Origin of the sequence: Caenispirillum salinarum (assembly GCF_044803115.1) — a bacterium.
Classification (GTDB): domain Bacteria; phylum Pseudomonadota; class Alphaproteobacteria; order Rhodospirillales; family Rhodospirillaceae; genus Caenispirillum; species Caenispirillum salinarum_A.
On record NZ_CP085224.1, the window covers coordinates 3,005,315 to 3,022,494 of the forward strand.

The following is a 17,180-nucleotide window of genomic DNA, read 5'->3' on the forward strand; positions in this document are numbered from 1 at the left end:
CACCCCCTACTCGGCCGGCACCCCTTCCCGCAGGCGGCCTTCGCTGAGGCTCACGGTGCGGTCCATGCGGGCGGCCAGGTCGGGGTTGTGGGTGGCGATCAGCGCCGCCAGACCTTCCTCCCGCACCAGCCGCAGGAAGGCGGCGAAGACGTGGTCGCTGGTGTGGGGGTCCAGGTTCCCGGTCGGCTCGTCGGCCAGCAGCAGGCGCGGGCCATTGGCGAGCGCGCGGCAGATGGCGACGCGCTGCTGCTCGCCGCCCGACAGTTCCGCCGGGCGGTGCTTGATGCGGTCCGCCAGGCCCATGCCCTCCAGCAGGCGCGCGGCGCGCTTCCGGGCCTCGCCCTTGCTCGTGCCGGCGATCATCTGCGGCAGTACCACGTTCTCCAGCGCCGAGAACTCGGGCAGCAGGTGGTGGTACTGGTAGACAAAGCCCAGATGCAGGCGGCGGAGCGCCGTGCGCTTGTCGTCCGACAGCCGCCCGGCCGAGGTGCCGGCGATCAGCACCTCGCCGCTCGTCGGCTTCTCCAGAAGGCCGGAAATCTGCAACAGCGTCGACTTGCCGGTGCCCGAGGGACCGACCAGCGCGACGATCTCGCCCGGCTGGATCGCCATGTCGATACCGCGCAGGACCTCCAGCACCTCGCGCCCCTGTTTGAAGGAGCGTTTCACGTTCGTCAGCTTCAGCGCCGCGTCACTCATAGCGCAGGGCCTCCACCGGATCGAGGCGGGCGGCGCGCCAGGAGGGATAGATGGTCGCCCCGAAACTCAGGCCCAGGGCCATGAGAACCACCGTGCCCACCTCCCGCCACTCGATCTCCGCCGGCATGGTCGCCAGGAAATAGATTTCCGGCGAAAACAGTTCGGTCCCCGTCAAGGCCTGAAGCCCCTGGCGGATGCTTTCGATGTTCGCGGCGAATGCGACGCCGAGGCCCAGTCCGGCGATGGTGCCGATCACCCCGACCGAGGCGCCGGCGATGAAGAAGATGCGCATCACCGAACCTCGCGTCGCCCCCATGGTGCGCAGGATGGCGATGTCGCGGCCCTTGTCCTTCACCAGCATGATGAGGCCCGAAATGATGTTGAACGCCGCCACCAGGATGATGAGCGTCAGGATCAGGAACATGACGTTGCGCTCTACCTGAAGCGCGTTGAAGAAACTGGCGTTGGTGTTCTGCCAGCCGCGCAACTGATAGCCCTGCCCCAGCGCCCCGGCGACGCGGGCCATGGTCTCCTCGATCTCGTCGGGGCTTTCCGTCACAACTTCCAGGTGCGTCACGGCGTTCTGCCGCTGGAAGTAGGTCTGGGCGGCCTCCAGCGGCATGAAGATGAAGCTGGAGTCGTATTCATACATGCCCACCTTGAAGATGGCGCCCACCTCGTAGGCGCGCACCCGCGGCACGGTGCCGAAGGCGGTCACGTTGCCCTTGGGGCTGATGAGCGACAGCTTGTCGCCCAGCCACAGACCATATTTGTCGGCCATGCGCTCGCCGATGAGGATTTGTTCCGGCCCCAGATTCTCCAGCGACCCGGCGATGATGGCCTGGGCGATGATGGGCCGGTTCATCAGGTCTTTCGGCTGGGCGCCGCGCACGATAGCGCCCCCAGACTGGTTGTTGCCCGAGGCCATGACCTGCCCTTCCACCATGGGCGTCACGGCCGTCACGCCCGGCACGCCTCGCACGATGTCGGCGGCGCTCTCGTAGTCGCGGAAGACATTGGTGCTCGTGACCGTCATGTGACCGTTGAGGCCCAGAATGTTGGTCAGAAGCTCCTGCCGGAAGCCGTTCATCACCGCCATGACGATGATGAGCGTCGCGACGCCCAGCGCGATGCCGAGCAGCGAAAATCCGGCGATGACGGAGACGAACCCCTCCTTCCGCCGCGCCCGCAGGTAGCGCAGGGCCATCATCCGTTCAAAGGCCGAGAAGATCATGCCTGTCCTTCAGGTTCTTGCCGGGGGAAGGGCGAAAGGTCGGGTTAGCGAGGCCACAAAGGCACCAAGTACACCAAGGGAGCGGTGTGAACGTGCATCAGCGGCTTAATATTTCTTCCTAATAGCGTGTTTTTTAAGAGGAAGCGCGCCAACCGATGAAGCGAAACGTCATCAGTCGGCACGCCCTCTTGGTGTCCTTCGTGTCTTGGTGGCTATAAATGCACCACCGCTCAGCCCGCGAAGCGCGCCACCACGGAGTCGAGCGACACTTCCTCGCGGTCGCCGGTCTTGCGGTTCTTCACCTCGGCGACGCCGTTCTTCAGGCCCTTGGGCCCCACGACCACCTGCCAGGGCACGCCCACCAGATCCATGTCGGCGAACTTGGCCCCCGCGCGCTCGTCCCGGTCATCGTACAGCGTCTCGACGCCCGCCGCGTTCAGCTTGGCATAGAGATCGTCGCAGGCCGCCGTCACCTCGGCGTCCGAGACCTTCAGGTTCACCAGACCGACGGTGTAGGGCGCCACTTCCTCCGGCCAGATGATGCCGTTGTCGTCGTGGCTGGCTTCGATGATCGCGCCCACGAGGCGGGAGACGCCGATGCCGTAGCTGCCCATGTGAACCGGCGCCTCGTCGCCCTCCGGCCCCATGACCACCGCGCCCATGGCGCCGCTGTACTTGGTGCCGAAGTAGAAGATGTGCCCCACCTCGATGCCGCGCGCGGTGACGATGCCCTCGCCGACGGCCGGGTGCGCCTGCGGATCGTACTTTTCGTCGGTCGCGGCGAACAGGCTGGTCCAGTCGTCGACGATGGGCTGCAGGTCGCTGCCGTAGTCCACATCGCGCGGGATCGGCTTTTCCAGCAGCTTTTCGTCCACGAACACCTCGGACTCGCCGGTTTCGGCCAGCACGATGAACTCGTGGGAAAGGTCGCCGCCGATGGGGCCGGTGTCGGCCTGCATGGGGATCGCCTTCAGGCCCATGCGCTCGAAGGTGCGCAGGTAGGCGACGAACATGCGGTTGTAGGACTTGCGCGCCTCCTCCTGGTTCAGGTCGAAGGAGTAGTTGTCTTTCATCAGGAACTCGCGGCCGCGCATGACACCGAAACGGGGGCGGACCTCGTCGCGGAACTTCCACTGGATCTGGTAGAGGTTCAGCGGCAGGCCCTTGTAGCTGCGCACGTTGTGGCGGAAGATGTCCGTCACCACTTCCTCGTGCGTCGGGCCGAACAGCATGTCGCGATCGTGGCGGTCGGTGATGCGCAGCATCTCCTTGCCGTAGTCGTCGTAGCGGCCGGACTCGCGCCACAGGTCGGCAGACTGGATGGACGGCATGAGGATTTCCTGCGCGCCGGCGCGATCCTGCTCCTCGCGCACGATCTGCTCCACCTTGCGCAGCACGCGGTAGCCCAGCGGCAGCCAGTTGTAGATGCCGGCGGCGTGCTGGCGGATCAGGCCGGCGCGCAGCATCAGGCGGTGGGAGACGATCTGCGCCTCGGAGGGCGTCTCCTTCAGCGTCGGCAGGAAATAGCGGGACAGACGCATGCGATCCTCGAAAAGTGCGGGATTGGCGGACGCCTGGGTAACGGGCGCCCGAGAGGTTGGCGGCACTCTAACGCCTGGACGATGGGGCGGCAACAGGCACCATCATGAGGCAAAATCAGGCGAAAGGACGGCAGCCTTCAGCGGGGCGGTGCGGGCTTGCGCTCCTCTGCCGCGTCCTGGAGTACGCCGAGGCGACGACAGGCTTCGCGCAGGTCGGCCTGGCCCTCGGCGTCGATGGCCTTGCCGTTCCAGAAGGCCATGCCGTCGCGGATGGTCACCACCCCCAGAAGCGCCTCGGCCTGCACGGTGCCCGCCGCCGTGCTGTCGCGCCAGGCTCCGGCGAGGTCGACGGTGATAGGGATGGTGATCTCGTCCGGCAGGTCGATACCGTAACCGCCACCGACGTCGGCCGGAGCCACCGGATGACCGCGCACGTCCACGCCCGGCCGGTATTCCACCCCCGGCGCTTGACGATAGGCGGCAGACTGGCCGATTTTCCGGCACGCGCGGGCATCCACCGTGACGCCGGTCGTACCGTCGGGCAACAGCACCACCTCGGCCTCGGCCAGGGCGCCGGAGACGGGCGCGACGGCCAGAGCGAGCGAAGCGAGCAGGAGGCGCATCGTCGGGCGCGGCATGATCGTTTCCCTTGCGTTATGGATCGGCGGGCCTGCGGCCCCTCCACTGTGAACCGCCCGCGCTTAACAGAGGGTTTCACGATCCTCGCATTGAGAGACCACCCAAGCGGAGCCCCCGCCCATGCTCGACCGCCTGTTCGGCCTGACGGACCACGGCACCACCGTCAAGCGCGAGGTTGTGGCCGGCGCCACCACGTTCCTGACAATGGCCTACATCGTCTTCGTCAACCCCAGCATCCTGGCCGATGCCGGCATCGACCGCGATGCCGCCTTCGTCGCCACCTGTCTGGCCGCCGCCTTCGGGTCGGCCGTCATGGGGCTGTGGGCCAACTATCCCATCGCGCTGGCCCCGGGGATGGGGGTCAACGCCTTCTTCGCCTACTCCATCGTGCTCGGCATGGGGTATTCGTGGGAGATCGCCCTGGGCGCGGTGTTCTGGTCGGGCGTGGTGTTCGTGATCCTGAGCGTGGTGAAGGTGCGCGAGGCGATCATCAACGCCATTCCGCAAAGCCTGAAGATGGCGATCGCGGCAGGCATCGGGTTTTTCCTGGGCTTCATCGGCCTGACCAACGCCGGCATCATCGTCGCCAACGAGGCCACCTTCGTCGGCCCCGGCGACCTGACCAGCGCGCCGGTGCTGCTGGCCGTGTTCTCCTTCGTCGTCATGGTGGCGCTGGACCACCGGAAGGTGCCGGGTGCGATCATCATCGGCATCCTGCTGACCACCGCCATCGCCGTCCTGCTGGGCTTCCAGGACATGGGAGGCATTGCCTCGCTGCCGCCGTCGGTGGAGCCCACCTTCCTGCAGATGGACGTCATGGGCGCCCTGGAGATCGGCCTTGTGACGGTCATCCTGTCGCTGCTGTTCATCGACATGTTCGACACCGCCGGCACCCTGATTGCCACCAGCCACGCCGCCGGACTCCTGGATGAACAGGGCCGCCTGCCGCGCATGTCCCGCGCCCTGCTGGCCGACAGTTCCGCCACCGTCGTCGGCGCAGGCCTCGGCACGTCGACCACCACCAGCTACATCGAGAGCCTGTCGGGCATCCGCGCCGGTGGACGCACCGGGCTGACGGCCGTGGTTGTGGCAGCGTTCTTCCTGCTCGCCCTGTTTCTGGCACCGCTGGCCGGCACCGTCCCCGCCTATGCGACCGCCGCCGCGCTGGTTTACGTGGCCTGCCTGATGGCGGGGTCGTTGCGCGAGGTCGACTGGCACGACGTGACGGAGTTCGCCCCGGCCGTGGTCACCGCCCTGTCCATGCCGCTGACCTTCAGCATTTCCGAGGGCATCGGCTTCGGCTTCATCGTCTTCGTGCTGATCAAGATCCTGGCGGGCAAGTGGGGCGACCTTAACCCGATCGGGGTCGTCGTCGCCCTTCTGTTCGCAATGAAGTTCGCCTACCTCTAAGGTGGTACGCATGATCCTGACAAAAATGTCGTGACACACGTCCGATAATTACATACGCTGCCTCTACTTAATCCAAGGGCTGCATGACCGGCTCAGGTTTAGGGAGGACAGGGCGCGTTGCCAGAGCGTGCCGAAGAGGCGAAAACGCCGGAAGGCCGGGACGGGATGTTCCGGCCTTTTTCAATGCCTTATGCGGTTGGCTCGGGTTCCATCTTCCCCCGCATCCAGGGCGGGTCGAGGGGCCGTATGCGTTCCATGGCGGGGCAGTCCTCTCGGTGCGCACCGGGGAGATAGCCGATGCTCATGAGGAACTCGCCCACCACCTCGCCGCCCATGAACTTGAAGGTCTTGCGGAAGCGCTTGACCCACTGATCCTTCGGCAGCGGATGCTGGGCGGCGATCCAGGCGGCGAAGCTTCCGTGATCCGCTTGCAGGACCAGCAGCCGACGCGCGTTCTCGATGGTGGCGTCGACCTTCAGGCGGTTGCGGATGATGCCCGGGTCGGCCAACAGCCGGGCACGGTCGTTCTCGTCGAACGCGGCCACCTTCACAGGATCGAATCCGGCAAAGGCGGCGTTGAGCGTCGGCCGCTTCTTGAGGATCAGTTTCCACGACAGCCCGGCCTGGAACACCTCCAGGCACAGCCGCTCGAACAGCACAACGTCGTCGGCAACCGGCACGCCATATTCATTGTCGTGATAGGGCGCGTGGACGGGGTCGTCCGGCGCGACGTCGCAATACCAGTTCATGCGGGCGGCCCCTCTCTCAGATTCGGCCGGGAAAGGCTACCACAGGAAGAACGTTAGCGGAACTTTCGCACCCACTATTCCACGCGCTCGTAGGTTTCACCGATGCGCTCGGCGATGGAGGCGTAGAAGCCGCCGAGGATTTCGTCCGCCTTATCCTCGGGAACCCCGGCAGCGTCATAGGTCCCCTGCCAGCTCAGCGCGGCGCGCCCCTCGCCGGCCTCGGTCACGCGCACCTGCCCGACGTAGTTCGTTACCGGCAACGGACCCTCCTGGATGGTGTAATTGAAGGCGCGCTCCTCGGGCGCGTAATAGGCCAGCAGCAGGTGAATGTCGCCGCCACCGTCGGCCAGTGTGTTCACCTTGGTCGCCCCGACGCCCTCGCCCTCGCGCGCGCTGGAGGCGATGGGCGGCATGATGACTTCCGACGGCTGGTGGAAATCAACCATGTCCCACAGCTTGTCCGGAGTGGTTTCGTAGACGGCCGTGATCCCCGCGTCGGCGGAGGCGGCAGCGGGGGCCAGCGTCAGAGCGGCTACGGCGGCGGCGGCAAGGGCAAGGCGCGGCATGGGACGTCTCCATTTCGAGCAATGTTTTCACTACGCTCGAACCAAACCCGTCGATCCCTCAAAAGCAGAATGCCCGGCGCGACGGCCGGGCATTCCGAACATGACAGGCGGCGGATGCCTTACGCCTGCTCCAGTTCCACCAGGGTGCCGTTGAAGTCCTTGGGGTGCAGGAACAGCACCGGCTTGTCGTGGGCGCCGATCTTGGGCTCGCCGTCGCCCAGGACGCGCATGCCCTCGGTCTTCAGCTTGTCGCGGGCGGCGATGATGTCGTCGACCTCGTAGCAGACGTGGTGGATGCCGCCGCTCGCGTTCTTGTCCAGGAAGCCCTGGATCGGCGACTTTTCCCCCAGCGGATGCAGCAGCTCGATCTTGGTGTTGGGCAGTTCCACGAAAACCACCGTCACCCCGTGGGCCGGCTGCGGCACCGGGTCGGAAACCTTGGCGCCCAGTACGTCGCGGTAGGTGGCCGTCGCCGCTTCCAGGTCCGGCACCGCGATGGCGACGTGGTTCAAGCGTCCGATCATGTCTGTCTACTCCCCTCGTTTCCAGCCTCGATAGGGCCCCGGCCTCACAGCCGGACCAGATGAACGTCGGTCAGCGGCTTGCGGCGCTGGTCGGCGTGGAAGGTGCGGCGCAGTGCCAGTCGCGCGGCCTCTGCCACCGTGTCGTCCTTGCGCAGATCGTTGGGCGACAGGCGGCCGAGCGCACTGCGGACCACTTCCACCAGCACGGACTCGTCCTCCTCCTCGTCGGGTTCGAACAGGCCGTGGGTGGTGACCAGCGGATCGGCCAGAAGACGCCCGCGGTCGTCCATCACCAGGGTGATGACCGCCGCCCCGTTCTGCACCATGCGCTTGCGGTCACGGAGGATCTCCGAGTCGATGGGGACGATGCGGTCGCCGTCCAGCACCAGCCGGCCGGTGGGCACGTGGCCGATGATCTCCGGCTCGCCGGGGCCCAAGTTCACGATCCCGCCGTTCTCGTTGATGATGGCCACTTCGGCTCCGCATTCAAGCGCCAGTTTCTCGTGCTCGTGCAGGTGGCGGCGCTCGCCGTGGACGGGCACGGCAATGCGCGGGCGGATGTAGGAGTACATCTCCCGCATCTCGTCCTGCGCCGGATGGCCCGAGACGTGAATGAACTTGTCGCGGTCGGTGATGATCTCGCAGCCCAGGCGCACAAGCTGATTCTGCAGGCGGAAAATGGCCTTCTCGTTGCCCGGGATGACGCGGCTGGAGAAGAACACCGTATCGCCCTTGCCGAACTTCACGCTGGGATGCGTGTTGTAGGCGATGCGGTTGAGCGCCGCCCGCGGCTCGCCCTGGCTGCCCGTGCAGATGTAGAGGACCCGGTTGTCGGGAAGGTTGGCAGCCTCGTCGGCTTCCAGGAATGCCTCGCGCTCGTCCAGGTATCCAACCTTGCGCGCCACCTCCGTCACCCGCCACAGCGAGCGGCCGACCAGGCAGACCTCGCGACCGGCGTCGCGCGCCGCCTCCACGATGGTCTTCACGCGCGCCAGGTTCGATGCGAAGCACGCGACGGCCACCTTGCCGGTGCGGTAGCTGGCAATGAGATCCGACAGGCTCTCGCGCACCGCCCCTTCCGAGCCGGCGCGGCCCTTGTTGATGACGTTGGTCGAATCGCAGACCATCGCCAGCACACCCTCGTCGCCGATCTCCTTCAGGCGCTTGATGTTGGCGTCCTCGCCCACCACGGGTTCCGGGTCCAGCTTCCAGTCGCCGGTGTGGAACACCGTGCCGTAGGGCGTGCGGATCGCCAGGCCGTTGGGCTCGGGTATGGAGTGGGTGAGCGAGACGAACTCGATGTCGAACGGCCCGATGTCGACCCGGCCCCCCAGCGGCACGACGTTCACCGGCACCTCGCCCAGCAGTTCTTCCTCCTTGAGCTTGGTCTCAAGGAAGGCCGCGGCGAAGGGCGTGGCGTAGACCGGGCATTTCAGCCACGGCCACAGGTAGCCGACCGCGCCCAGGTGGTCCTCGTGGGCGTGGGTGAGCACGATGCCCAATAGGTCCTCGGCGCGATCCTCGATGAACGACGGGTCCGGCATGACCACGTCAACACCGGGCACGCTGTCGTCCCCGAAGCTCACCCCCATGTCCACGATGATCCACTTGCCGTCGCAGCCATAGAGGTTCAGGTTCATCCCGATCTCGCCGGAGCCGCCGAGCGGCAGGAACCAAAGCTCGTTGCGTGGCGTGAAGCCATTTCCTGATGTGTCGCTCACACTGATCCCTTAGACGTTTCTGCGGTGGATTTCGAGCAGGCCCCGAAGCGTCAGGTCCTGGTCAAGGTGGTGTATCACGTCCGTCGCCTCTGCGAACAGCGGCGCGAGCCCGCCCGTGGCGACGGTGGTGGCGGGCGCGCCCAGTTCATTGGAAATGCGTCGGCACAGGCTTTCGATCAACCCCACGTAGCCCCAATAGACGCCGGACTTCATGGCCGAAACCGTGCCCTTTCCGATGACCTCGGTCGGACGCCCGATCGCGATGCGCGGCAGCTTCGCCGCTGCCATATGCAACGCTTCGAGAGAAAGATTGATGCCGGGCGCGATGGCCCCGCCCAGGTAATCGCCGTTTGCCGCAATGGCATCGAAGGTGGTCGCGGTGCCGAAATCGATGACGATCAACGGCCCTTCATAGCGCGCATGGGCCGCGACCGCGTTCACCAGGCGGTCGGCGCCCACCTCCTCCGGGTGGTCGAGGCGGATTTCCAGGCCCAGTTCCACGTTCGGCTCGCCGACGACCAGCGGCTCGCACTTGAAATAGCGGCGGCACAGCGTTTTCAAAGTGAACACATTGGCCGGAACCACCGTTGCGACGATGGCCGCGTCGATATCATCCGGCTTGATGTCGGCCGTGCCCAGCAGCAGCGTCAGCCACACCCCGAACTCGTCGGCCGTTCGCTCGGTGGTGGTCGACGAGCGCCATTCGCCGCGGACCTCGTCGCCGTCGAACACGGCGAAGACGATGTTGGTGTTGCCGGAGTCGATGGTCAGCAGCATGTCATGCGCCTCCGCCCGGGGTGCCGCCACCAGGCCCGAAAAAGACGTCGCCCGCGAGCACGCGGCAGGTCTTGCCGTCGGGCGTCCGCAGGATCAACGCGCCGGCCTCGTCCAACGCTTCGAATATGCCGGAAACCTCGTTTCCGTCGGCCAACCGGGCCGTCACCGGCCCGCCGACGCCGTGCGCCGCCCGAAGCCACGCCGCGCGCACGGGCGCGAACCCTTCGCTCCGCCAGCGCGACAGCCAGGCCGCTAAGGCCTCGGCGTAGACCGTCAACAGGGCTTCGGGCGTCACCGTCGCGCCGTGCGCAGCAAGGGCGGTGACCGGATAGAGCGGCTCCAGATCCGGCACCGCCGCCAAGTTGGCCCCGGTGCCGACGATGACCGCACCCTGCCCTGCCGGTGCTCCGGTCGGAAACACCGTCTCCAGCAGCATTCCGGCCAGCTTGCGCCCGCCCAGGAGCAGGTCGTTGGGCCACTTGAGCCGAAAATCATAGCCCGGCGCCAGGGCCGCCAGCGCCTCGTGCAGGGCGACACCGGCGACGAAGGAGAGTTCGCCGGCATTGCCCCGCGCACCGCCGACCTCCACCAGGATGGAGGCCGACATGTTCCCGCGCGGGCTCGCCCAGACGCGGCCGCGCCGGCCGCGGCCGGCCGTCTGTGTGGCGGCGGTGACGGTCAGCCCCTCCAGCCCGGCCCCCGACGGCGAACCGCCGCCTCCCGCTTCGGAGAGACGGCGGAGTTCCGCGTTGGTGCTGTCGATGGCGTCGAGGGCCACGAGCCGCCAGCCGGGCGGCAGGGTGACGTTCGACAAGGCCTGCGCCTCCTCGCGTGGGAGAGGATGCCGGGCCTCAGCCCGGCATCTGGAACAGCGAGGCGGCGGCCGCCGACGCGGCAGCCAGGATCGGCGCCGGGTACAGGACGAACAGCGTCACGAACAGGCCGCAGATGCCCAGGATGGCGCTGGTCGCACGGGGCGGGCGGTCGAAGGCCTCCACCGGCTCGTCGAAGTACATCACCTTGATGATGCGCAGGTAGTAGAACGCGGCCACCACGCTGGTCAGCACGCCGATCACGGCCAGGCCGTACAGCTCCGCCTGGACAGCCGCCAGGAAGACGTAAAGCTTGCCGAAGAAGCCGGCCAGCGGCGGAATGCCGGCCATGGAGAACATGAAGATCGCCAGCCACAGCGCCATGACAGGGTGGGTCTTGGACAGGCCCGACAGGTCGCTGATCTGCTCCGTCGCCCGGCCCTTGAACCGCATGGAGAGGATGACGGCGAAGGTGCCGACGTTCATGAACAGGTAGATGGCCAGGTAGATGAGCATGCCGCGCACGCCCTGCTCATCCGCCACGGCCAGACCGATCAGGGCATAGCCCACATGGCCGATGGAAGAATAGGCCATCAGGCGCTTGATGTTGGTCTGGGTGATGGCGGCGAAGCCACCGATGAACATGGACAGCGCGGCCACCAGCCACACAACCTGCTGCCACTGATCCGCCATCTCGTAGAACGGCCCCATCAGCACGCGGGCCATGAGCGCCAGCGCGGCCACCTTCGGCGCGATGGCGAAGAAGGCGGTGACCGGGGTCGGCGCACCCTCGTAGACGTCGGGCGTCCACATGTGGAAGGGCGCGGCGGAGACCTTGAACGACAGGCCGGCCAGGATGAACACCAGGCCCACCAGGACGCCCGTGCCCGCGTGGCCGGCGCCGATCACTTCGGCGATGCCGGCAAAGGTGGTGGTGCCGGTGAAGCCATAGACCATGCTCATGCCGTACAGCAGCAGGCCCGAGGCCACGGCGCCCAGCACGAAGTACTTCAGGCCGGCTTCGGTGGAACGCAGGTTGTCGCGGTTGAAGGCGGCGATCACATAGGCCGACAGCGACTGCAGTTCCAGGCCCAGGTAGAACGAGATCAGGTCGTTCGCGCTGGCCATCATCAGCATGCCGGTCGTGGCGAACAGCATGATGATGCAGAACTCGAACCGCGCGATCTTCTCAGCCTTCAGCCACTGCAGGGCCATGATCAGCGTGAACGCGCCGCCCGCCAGGATCAGCACCTTGGCAAAGGCCGAGAAGCTGTCGGTGATGAACGACCCGCCAAAGACAAGCTGGTTGGTATCGCCGGTCACCACGAAGATCGCGGCGACGATGAAGGCAATGACGGTCATCCACCCGACGGAGGTGGTGGTGTCGCCCTTCCGGAACACGCCGTACATCAGCAGGGCCATGCCCGCGACGGCCAGGAAGATTTCCGGGAGCGCGGCACCCAGGTTCAGAGCCGAGGTCATGATAATTCTCTCTCCCTCAAATCCTCAGCGGGCGGCCAGGGGCTGGCTGCCGGCGGCCTCGAGCGCCACCTGGTAATTGCTGATCAGGTTTTCCACGGCGACGCTCATGGGGTCCAGGAAGCTGGCCGGATAGATGCCCATCCACAGGACCAGCACCACCAGCGGCGCCAGGATGGCGATCTCGCGCTTGGACAGGTCGAGCATCGCCTTGACGTCGTCCTTATCCAGCTTGCCGAAGATCACCTGACGGTACAGCCACAGCATGTACATGGCGCCCAGGATCAGGCCGGTGGCGGCCAGCAGGGCGACCCAGGTGTTCACCTGGAACACGCCGAGGATGATCAGGAACTCACCAACGAAACCCGAGGTGCCCGGCAGGCCGACCGAAGCCAGCATGAAGATCATGAACACCAGGGCATAGCGCGGCATGTTGTTCGCCAGACCGCCATAGCGCGCGATCTCGCGGGTGTGCAGGCGGTCGTAGACGACGCCGACGCACAGGAACAGCGCGCCCGAGACGATGCCGTGCGACAGCATCTGGAAGATGGCGCCCTCGACGGCCTGCTGGGTCAGCGCGAAGATGCCGATGGTCACCATGCCCATGTGCGCCACGGACGAATAGGCGATCATCTTCTTCATGTCGTTCTGCACCAGCGCGACCATGGAGGTGTAGACGATGGCGACGACCGACAGGGTGTAGACCAGCGGCGTGAAGGCCTCCGTGGCCTCTGGCAGCATGGGCACCGAAAAGCGCAGGAAGCCGTAGCCGCCCATTTTCAGCAGCACGCCGGCCAGGATGACCGAGCCCGCCGTCGGCGCCTCGACGTGCGCGTCGGGCAGCCAGGTGTGCACCGGCCACATGGGCACCTTCACCGCGAACGAGGCGAAAATGGCCAGCCACAGCCAGATCTGCATGCCGTAGGCGAAGTCGTAGGCCACCAAGCTCGCGATGTCGGACGTGCCCGCCGTGAAGTACATGGTCAGGAACGCCAGCAGCATCAGCACCGAGCCGAGCAGCGTGTACAGGAAGAACTTGAAGGCGGCGTAGACGCGGCGCGCACCGCCCCAGACACCGATGATGATGAACATCGGGATCAGGACGCCTTCAAAGAAGATGTAGAACAGGAAGGCATCCAGCGCGCAGAACATGCCCACCATCATGGTCTCCAGGACCAGGAAGGCGATCATGTATTCCTTCACGCGCTTGGTCACCGCCTCCCAGCTCGACAGGATGCAGATGGGCGTCAGGAAGGTCGACAGCAGGACGAAGAACAGCGAAATGCCGTCGATGCCCATGCTGTAGGCGATGTTGAACGCCGGCAGCCACTCCTGCTGCTCGGTGAACTGGTAGTCGGCCGTCGTGTTGTCGAATCCGAACCACAGGAAGAGCGACAGGATAAAGGTGGCGACCGAGGTCAGCAGGGCCACGTTGCGGGCGTTGGAGGCCACCTGGGCCTCCTCGCCACGCACGAAGAGGATGAACCCGGCGCCGACCAGCGGCAGAAAGGTGATGATCGTCAGAAGCGGCAGATCGGTCATCTTGGGGTCATCCCTTGATCATGTACCAGGTCACGAAGACGAACAGCCCCGCGATCATGAAGAAGGCGTAGTGGTAGACATAGCCCGACTGCATGCGCGACAGGCGCTGCGCCACGTTCTTCGCCGCGGCGGCGACGCCGTTGGGACCGACGCCGTCGATCAGGGCACCGTCGCCCGACTTCCAGAAGCCGCGGCCCAGGTACCAGGTCGGGCGGACGAAGATCGCATCGTACAGCTCGTCGAAGTACCACTTGTTCAGCAGGAACTTGTAAACCGGCTGGAAGGTGCGGGCGAGCATGCCCGGAATACCCGGCGCCAGCATGTAGAACACGTAGGCGGTCAGGATACCCGCAACGCCCATGGCGGCCGGCAGGATCGGCACCCAGCCCGGCACGTGATGGGCGGCGCCCACGCTGTCGTTGTCGGCCAGGATCAGGATGCTCTCGCCCCAGAACTCACCGCGGGCCGGGCCGACGAAGACGTCATACCCGATGTAGCCGGCGAAGACGGCACCAACGGCCAGCACGATCAGCGGAATGGTCATGACCGCCGGGCTCTCATGCACGTGGCTCATCACGTACTCGTCGGCACGCGGCTTGCCGTGGAAGGTCATGATCAGCAGGCGCCAGCTGTAGAAGGCCGTCAGGAACGCGGCGATGATGCCGATCCAGAAGGCGAACATGCCGACCCCCGAATGAGCGCCATAGGCAGCCTCGAGGATCATGTCCTTGGAGAAGTAGCCGGCGAAGAACGGCACGCCCGCCAGCGCCAAGGAACCGATCCACATGACGGCGTAGGTCAGCTTGATGTGCTTCCAGATGCCGCCCATCTTGCGCATGTCCTGCTCGTCGGACATGGCGTGGATGACGGAACCGGCACCCAGGAACAGCAGCGCCTTGAAGAAGGCGTGCGTCATCAGGTGGAAGATCGCCGCCTGATAGGCGGAGACGCCGATCGCGAAGAACATGTAGCCCAGCTGCGAACAGGTCGAGTAGGCGATGACGCGCTTGATGTCGTTCTGAACGCACCCAACTGTTGCAGCGAAGATGGCGGTCAGCGCACCGACCACGGTGACGATGGCAAGCGCCGTCGGCGCGTACTCGAACACCGGCGACATGCGGGTGACCATGAACACGCCGGCGGTCACCATGGTGGCGGCGTGGATCAGCGCGGAGACCGGGGTCGGGCCTTCCATGGCGTCCGGCAGCCAGGTGTGCAGGCCGAGCTGGGCCGACTTGCCCATGGCGCCGATGAACAGAAGGATGCCGATGATCGTCAGCGCGTGCCACTCGACGCCGAAGAAGGTGACGGTGGTGTCAGCGTGCTGCGGGACGGCGGCGAAGATCTCGGAGAAGTTCACCGTGTCGAACAGGAAGAACACGCCCGCGATGCCCAGCGCGAAGCCGAAGTCACCCACGCGGTTGACCAGGAAGGCCTTCATGGCCGCCGCGTTGGCCGAGGGCTTGTGGTACCAGAAGCCGATCAGCAGGTAGGAGGCCACGCCGACGCCCTCCCAGCCGAAGAACAGCTGGATCAGGTTGTCCGACGTCACCAGCATCAGCATGGCGAAGGTGAAGAACGACAGGTAGGCCTGGAAGCGCGGGATCGACGGATCGTGGTGCATGTACCCGACGGAGTAGATGTGCACCATGAACGAGACCCAGTTCACGACGATCAGCATGACCGCCGTCAGGGTATCGATGCGCAGGGCCCACGAGGTGTCCATGTCCCCGGAGCGGATCCAGGTGAACAGCTCGATGACCTGCGGGTTCCCGTTCAGCGCCACGGTGACGAAGATCGGCACCGACAGGATCGCGGCGGTGCCCACGCCGAGGATGGTGACGATCTGGGCACCACGGTCGCCCAAGAAGTGGCGGCCGAAGCCCGCCACGATCGCGGCGAGCAGCGGCAGGAAGATGGCTGCGACGTACATCGGGTGCCCCTTAGCCCTTCATCTGGTTGATGTCTTCAACTTCGATGGACCCGCGGTTGCGGTAGAACACAACCACGATGGCGAGACCGATGGCGGCTTCCGCCGCGGCCACGGTCAACACGAACATGGTGAACACCTGGCCCACCAGATCGCCCAGGAACGCCGAGAACGCCACCAGGTTGATGTTGACGGCCAGCAGCATCAGCTCGACCGACATCAGGATGATGATCACGTTCTTACGGTTCAGGAAGATACCGAACACGCCCAGCGTGAACAGGATCGCGGCCACCGTCAGGTAGTGGCTGAGTCCGACGGCCATCATCATCAGATGCCCCTCCCCGTCTCGACCTTCTTGACCTCGATCGAAGCGGCCGGATCGCGCGCCAGCTGCTTGCCGATCTTCTGCTTGCGCACGCCTTCGCGCGACCGGTGCGTCAGCATGATGGCGCCGACCATGGCGACCAGCAGGATGATGCCCGCGGCCTGGAAGAAGTACACGTAGTCGGTGTATATGATGTGACCCAGCGCCTCGGTGTTGCTCAGGCCGGCAGCATCCGCCGCCGCGATCGGCGCGGCGAGCTGGCTTTGCACCTCGGGCAGCAGCGCCCAGCCGGCGCCGATGGTCGCCAGCTCGACCAGCAGGACGAGGCCGATGGCCAGACCAAGCGGCATGTACTGCTGGTAGCCCTCGCGGAAGTTCAGCGTGTTCAGGTCCAGCATCATGACCACGAACAGGAACAGGACCGCGACGGCGCCCACGTACACGACCACCAGAAGCATGGCCAGGAACTCCGCCCCCAGAAGGACGAACAGGCCGGCCGCGTTGAAGAAGGCCAGGATCAGCCACAACACCGAATGAACGGGGTTCTTGGCCGTGATGACCAGGAGGCCGCTGATCACAGCGACCACGGCGAACAGATAGAAGGCAAAGGTGGCGATAATCATAGACCCCCCTTCCCGGCGGCTCCGGGAGCCCGCTCCATAACCATGATCAGTCCCGTCTCTTTATCGTTGGCGCGCCCGCCGCGGGAGGCGGCGGGCGCCGGCGTCGTCAGCGGTAGGGCGCGTCGAGTTCGATACGCGCGGCCAGCTCCGGCTCCCAGCGGTCGCCGTTGGCCAGCAGCTTGTCCTTGTTGTACAGCAACTCTTCGCGCGTTTCGGCGGAGAACTCGAAGTTCGGGCCCTCGACGATGGCATCCACCGGACAGGCCTCCTGACAGAGGCCGCAGTAAATGCACTTCGTCATGTCGATGTCGTAGCGCGAGGTACGGCGGCTGTTGTCCTCGCGCGGCTCCGCCTCGATGGTGATCGCCAGCGCGGGGCAGATGGCCTCGCACAGCTTGCAGGCGATGCAGCGCTCTTCCCCGTTGGGATAGCGGCGCAGGGCATGCTCGCCGCGGAAGCGCGGGCTCAGCGGACCCTTTTCCATCGGGTAGTTGATGGTCACCCGAGGCTTGAACATGTACTTGAACGACAGCGCCATGCCCTGAAGCATTTCCAGCAGCAGGAAGCTGCGGGCCGTCCGGTCGATGAAACCCATGTCGTCAGACTCCT

The 17,180-nt window shown here is 65.7% G+C and carries 17 protein-coding genes; 1 reads left to right on the plus strand and 16 read right to left on the minus strand.

The genetic code is table 11. From position 1 onward, the window contains the following. Window positions 1–6 precede the first annotated feature (6 nt). The 4 genes from LG334_RS13715 to LG334_RS13730 all read right to left on the minus strand — a co-directional run bounded on the left by LG334_RS13715 (window position 7) and on the right by LG334_RS13730 (window position 4,112). Window positions 7–699 (minus strand): ABC transporter ATP-binding protein, encoded by a 693-nt coding sequence (locus tag LG334_RS13715; protein WP_404378888.1) that lies wholly within the window; start codon window positions 697–699, stop codon window positions 7–9. Next, on the minus strand, window positions 692–1,933 hold the full coding sequence (locus LG334_RS13720) for a lipoprotein-releasing ABC transporter permease subunit (protein WP_404378890.1): 1,242 nt from the start codon (window positions 1,931–1,933) through the stop codon (window positions 692–694). Before LG334_RS13720 ends, LG334_RS13715 begins: the two co-directional genes overlap by 8 nt. A 230-nt stretch (window positions 1,934–2,163) precedes the next feature. Continuing rightward, the gene (proS, locus tag LG334_RS13725; RefSeq protein ID WP_404378891.1) at window positions 2,164–3,474 is read right to left on the minus strand and encodes a proline--tRNA ligase; all 1,311 of its coding nucleotides are present in this window, start codon (window positions 3,472–3,474) and stop codon (window positions 2,164–2,166) included. Window positions 3,475–3,611: 137 nt separating this feature from the next. Next, entirely contained in the window at window positions 3,612–4,112 is a 501-nt protein-coding gene (locus tag LG334_RS13730; protein ID WP_404378892.1) for a hypothetical protein, read from the minus strand. A 121-nt stretch (window positions 4,113–4,233) separates the two neighbouring features. Here LG334_RS13730 and LG334_RS13735 point away from each other — a divergent pair, with 121 nt between their 5' ends. Further along, window positions 4,234–5,523 (plus strand): NCS2 family permease, encoded by a 1,290-nt coding sequence (locus tag LG334_RS13735; RefSeq protein WP_404378894.1) that lies wholly within the window; start codon window positions 4,234–4,236, stop codon window positions 5,521–5,523. Between the two features lie 188 nt (window positions 5,524–5,711). On the opposite strand, the gene LG334_RS13740 is transcribed toward LG334_RS13735, so the two are convergent. From LG334_RS13740 to nuoI, 12 genes are all read right to left on the minus strand, one after another. Beyond that, the gene (locus LG334_RS13740) at window positions 5,712–6,272 is read right to left on the minus strand and encodes a DNA-3-methyladenine glycosylase I (RefSeq protein ID WP_404378896.1); all 561 of its coding nucleotides are present in this window, start codon (window positions 6,270–6,272) and stop codon (window positions 5,712–5,714) included. A gap of 74 nt (window positions 6,273–6,346) precedes the next feature. Then, window positions 6,347–6,838 carry an SRPBCC family protein gene (locus tag LG334_RS13745; RefSeq protein ID WP_404378897.1) on the minus strand — a complete coding sequence of 164 codons (492 nt, stop codon included), beginning with the start codon at window positions 6,836–6,838 and terminating at the stop codon, window positions 6,347–6,349. A 119-nt stretch (window positions 6,839–6,957) separates the two neighbouring features. Continuing rightward, entirely contained in the window at window positions 6,958–7,362 is a 405-nt protein-coding gene (gene mce, locus LG334_RS13750; protein ID WP_404378899.1) for a methylmalonyl-CoA epimerase, read from the minus strand. A 44-nt stretch (window positions 7,363–7,406) separates the two neighbouring features. Continuing rightward, window positions 7,407–9,083 carry a ribonuclease J gene (locus LG334_RS13755; RefSeq protein WP_404378901.1) on the minus strand — a complete coding sequence of 559 codons (1,677 nt, stop codon included), beginning with the start codon at window positions 9,081–9,083 and terminating at the stop codon, window positions 7,407–7,409. 9 nt (window positions 9,084–9,092) lie between these two features. Further along, window positions 9,093–9,860, minus strand: a complete 768-nt coding sequence (locus LG334_RS13760) for a type III pantothenate kinase (RefSeq protein WP_404378903.1) — start codon at window positions 9,858–9,860, stop codon at window positions 9,093–9,095. Window position 9,861: 1 nt separating this feature from the next. After that, complete coding sequence (locus tag LG334_RS13765; RefSeq protein ID WP_404378905.1) at window positions 9,862–10,674, minus strand: biotin--[acetyl-CoA-carboxylase] ligase; 813 nt, start codon at window positions 10,672–10,674, stop codon at window positions 9,862–9,864. Window positions 10,675–10,711: 37 nt separating this feature from the next. Continuing rightward, complete coding sequence (gene nuoN / locus LG334_RS13770) at window positions 10,712–12,154, minus strand: NADH-quinone oxidoreductase subunit NuoN (protein ID WP_404378907.1); 1,443 nt, start codon at window positions 12,152–12,154, stop codon at window positions 10,712–10,714. A 24-nt stretch (window positions 12,155–12,178) separates the two neighbouring features. Next, a complete protein-coding gene (locus LG334_RS13775; RefSeq protein ID WP_404378909.1) occupies window positions 12,179–13,693 on the minus strand; it encodes an NADH-quinone oxidoreductase subunit M in 1,515 nt (504 codons plus the stop codon). A gap of 7 nt (window positions 13,694–13,700) precedes the next feature. Further along, window positions 13,701–15,626: an NADH-quinone oxidoreductase subunit L gene (gene nuoL, locus LG334_RS13780; protein ID WP_404378911.1), complete on the minus strand. Its 1,926-nt coding sequence runs from the start codon at window positions 15,624–15,626 to the stop codon at window positions 13,701–13,703. A 10-nt stretch (window positions 15,627–15,636) separates the two neighbouring features. Next, window positions 15,637–15,945, minus strand: a complete 309-nt coding sequence (gene nuoK / locus LG334_RS13785) for an NADH-quinone oxidoreductase subunit NuoK (protein ID WP_404386386.1) — start codon at window positions 15,943–15,945, stop codon at window positions 15,637–15,639. Window positions 15,946–15,950: 5 nt separating this feature from the next. After that, entirely contained in the window at window positions 15,951–16,571 is a 621-nt protein-coding gene (locus tag LG334_RS13790; protein WP_404378912.1) for an NADH-quinone oxidoreductase subunit J, read from the minus strand. Window positions 16,572–16,677: 106 nt separating this feature from the next. Further along, window positions 16,678–17,166: an NADH-quinone oxidoreductase subunit NuoI gene (nuoI, locus tag LG334_RS13795; RefSeq protein ID WP_009540292.1), complete on the minus strand. Its 489-nt coding sequence runs from the start codon at window positions 17,164–17,166 to the stop codon at window positions 16,678–16,680. Between the last annotated feature and the right edge of the window lie 14 nt (window positions 17,167–17,180).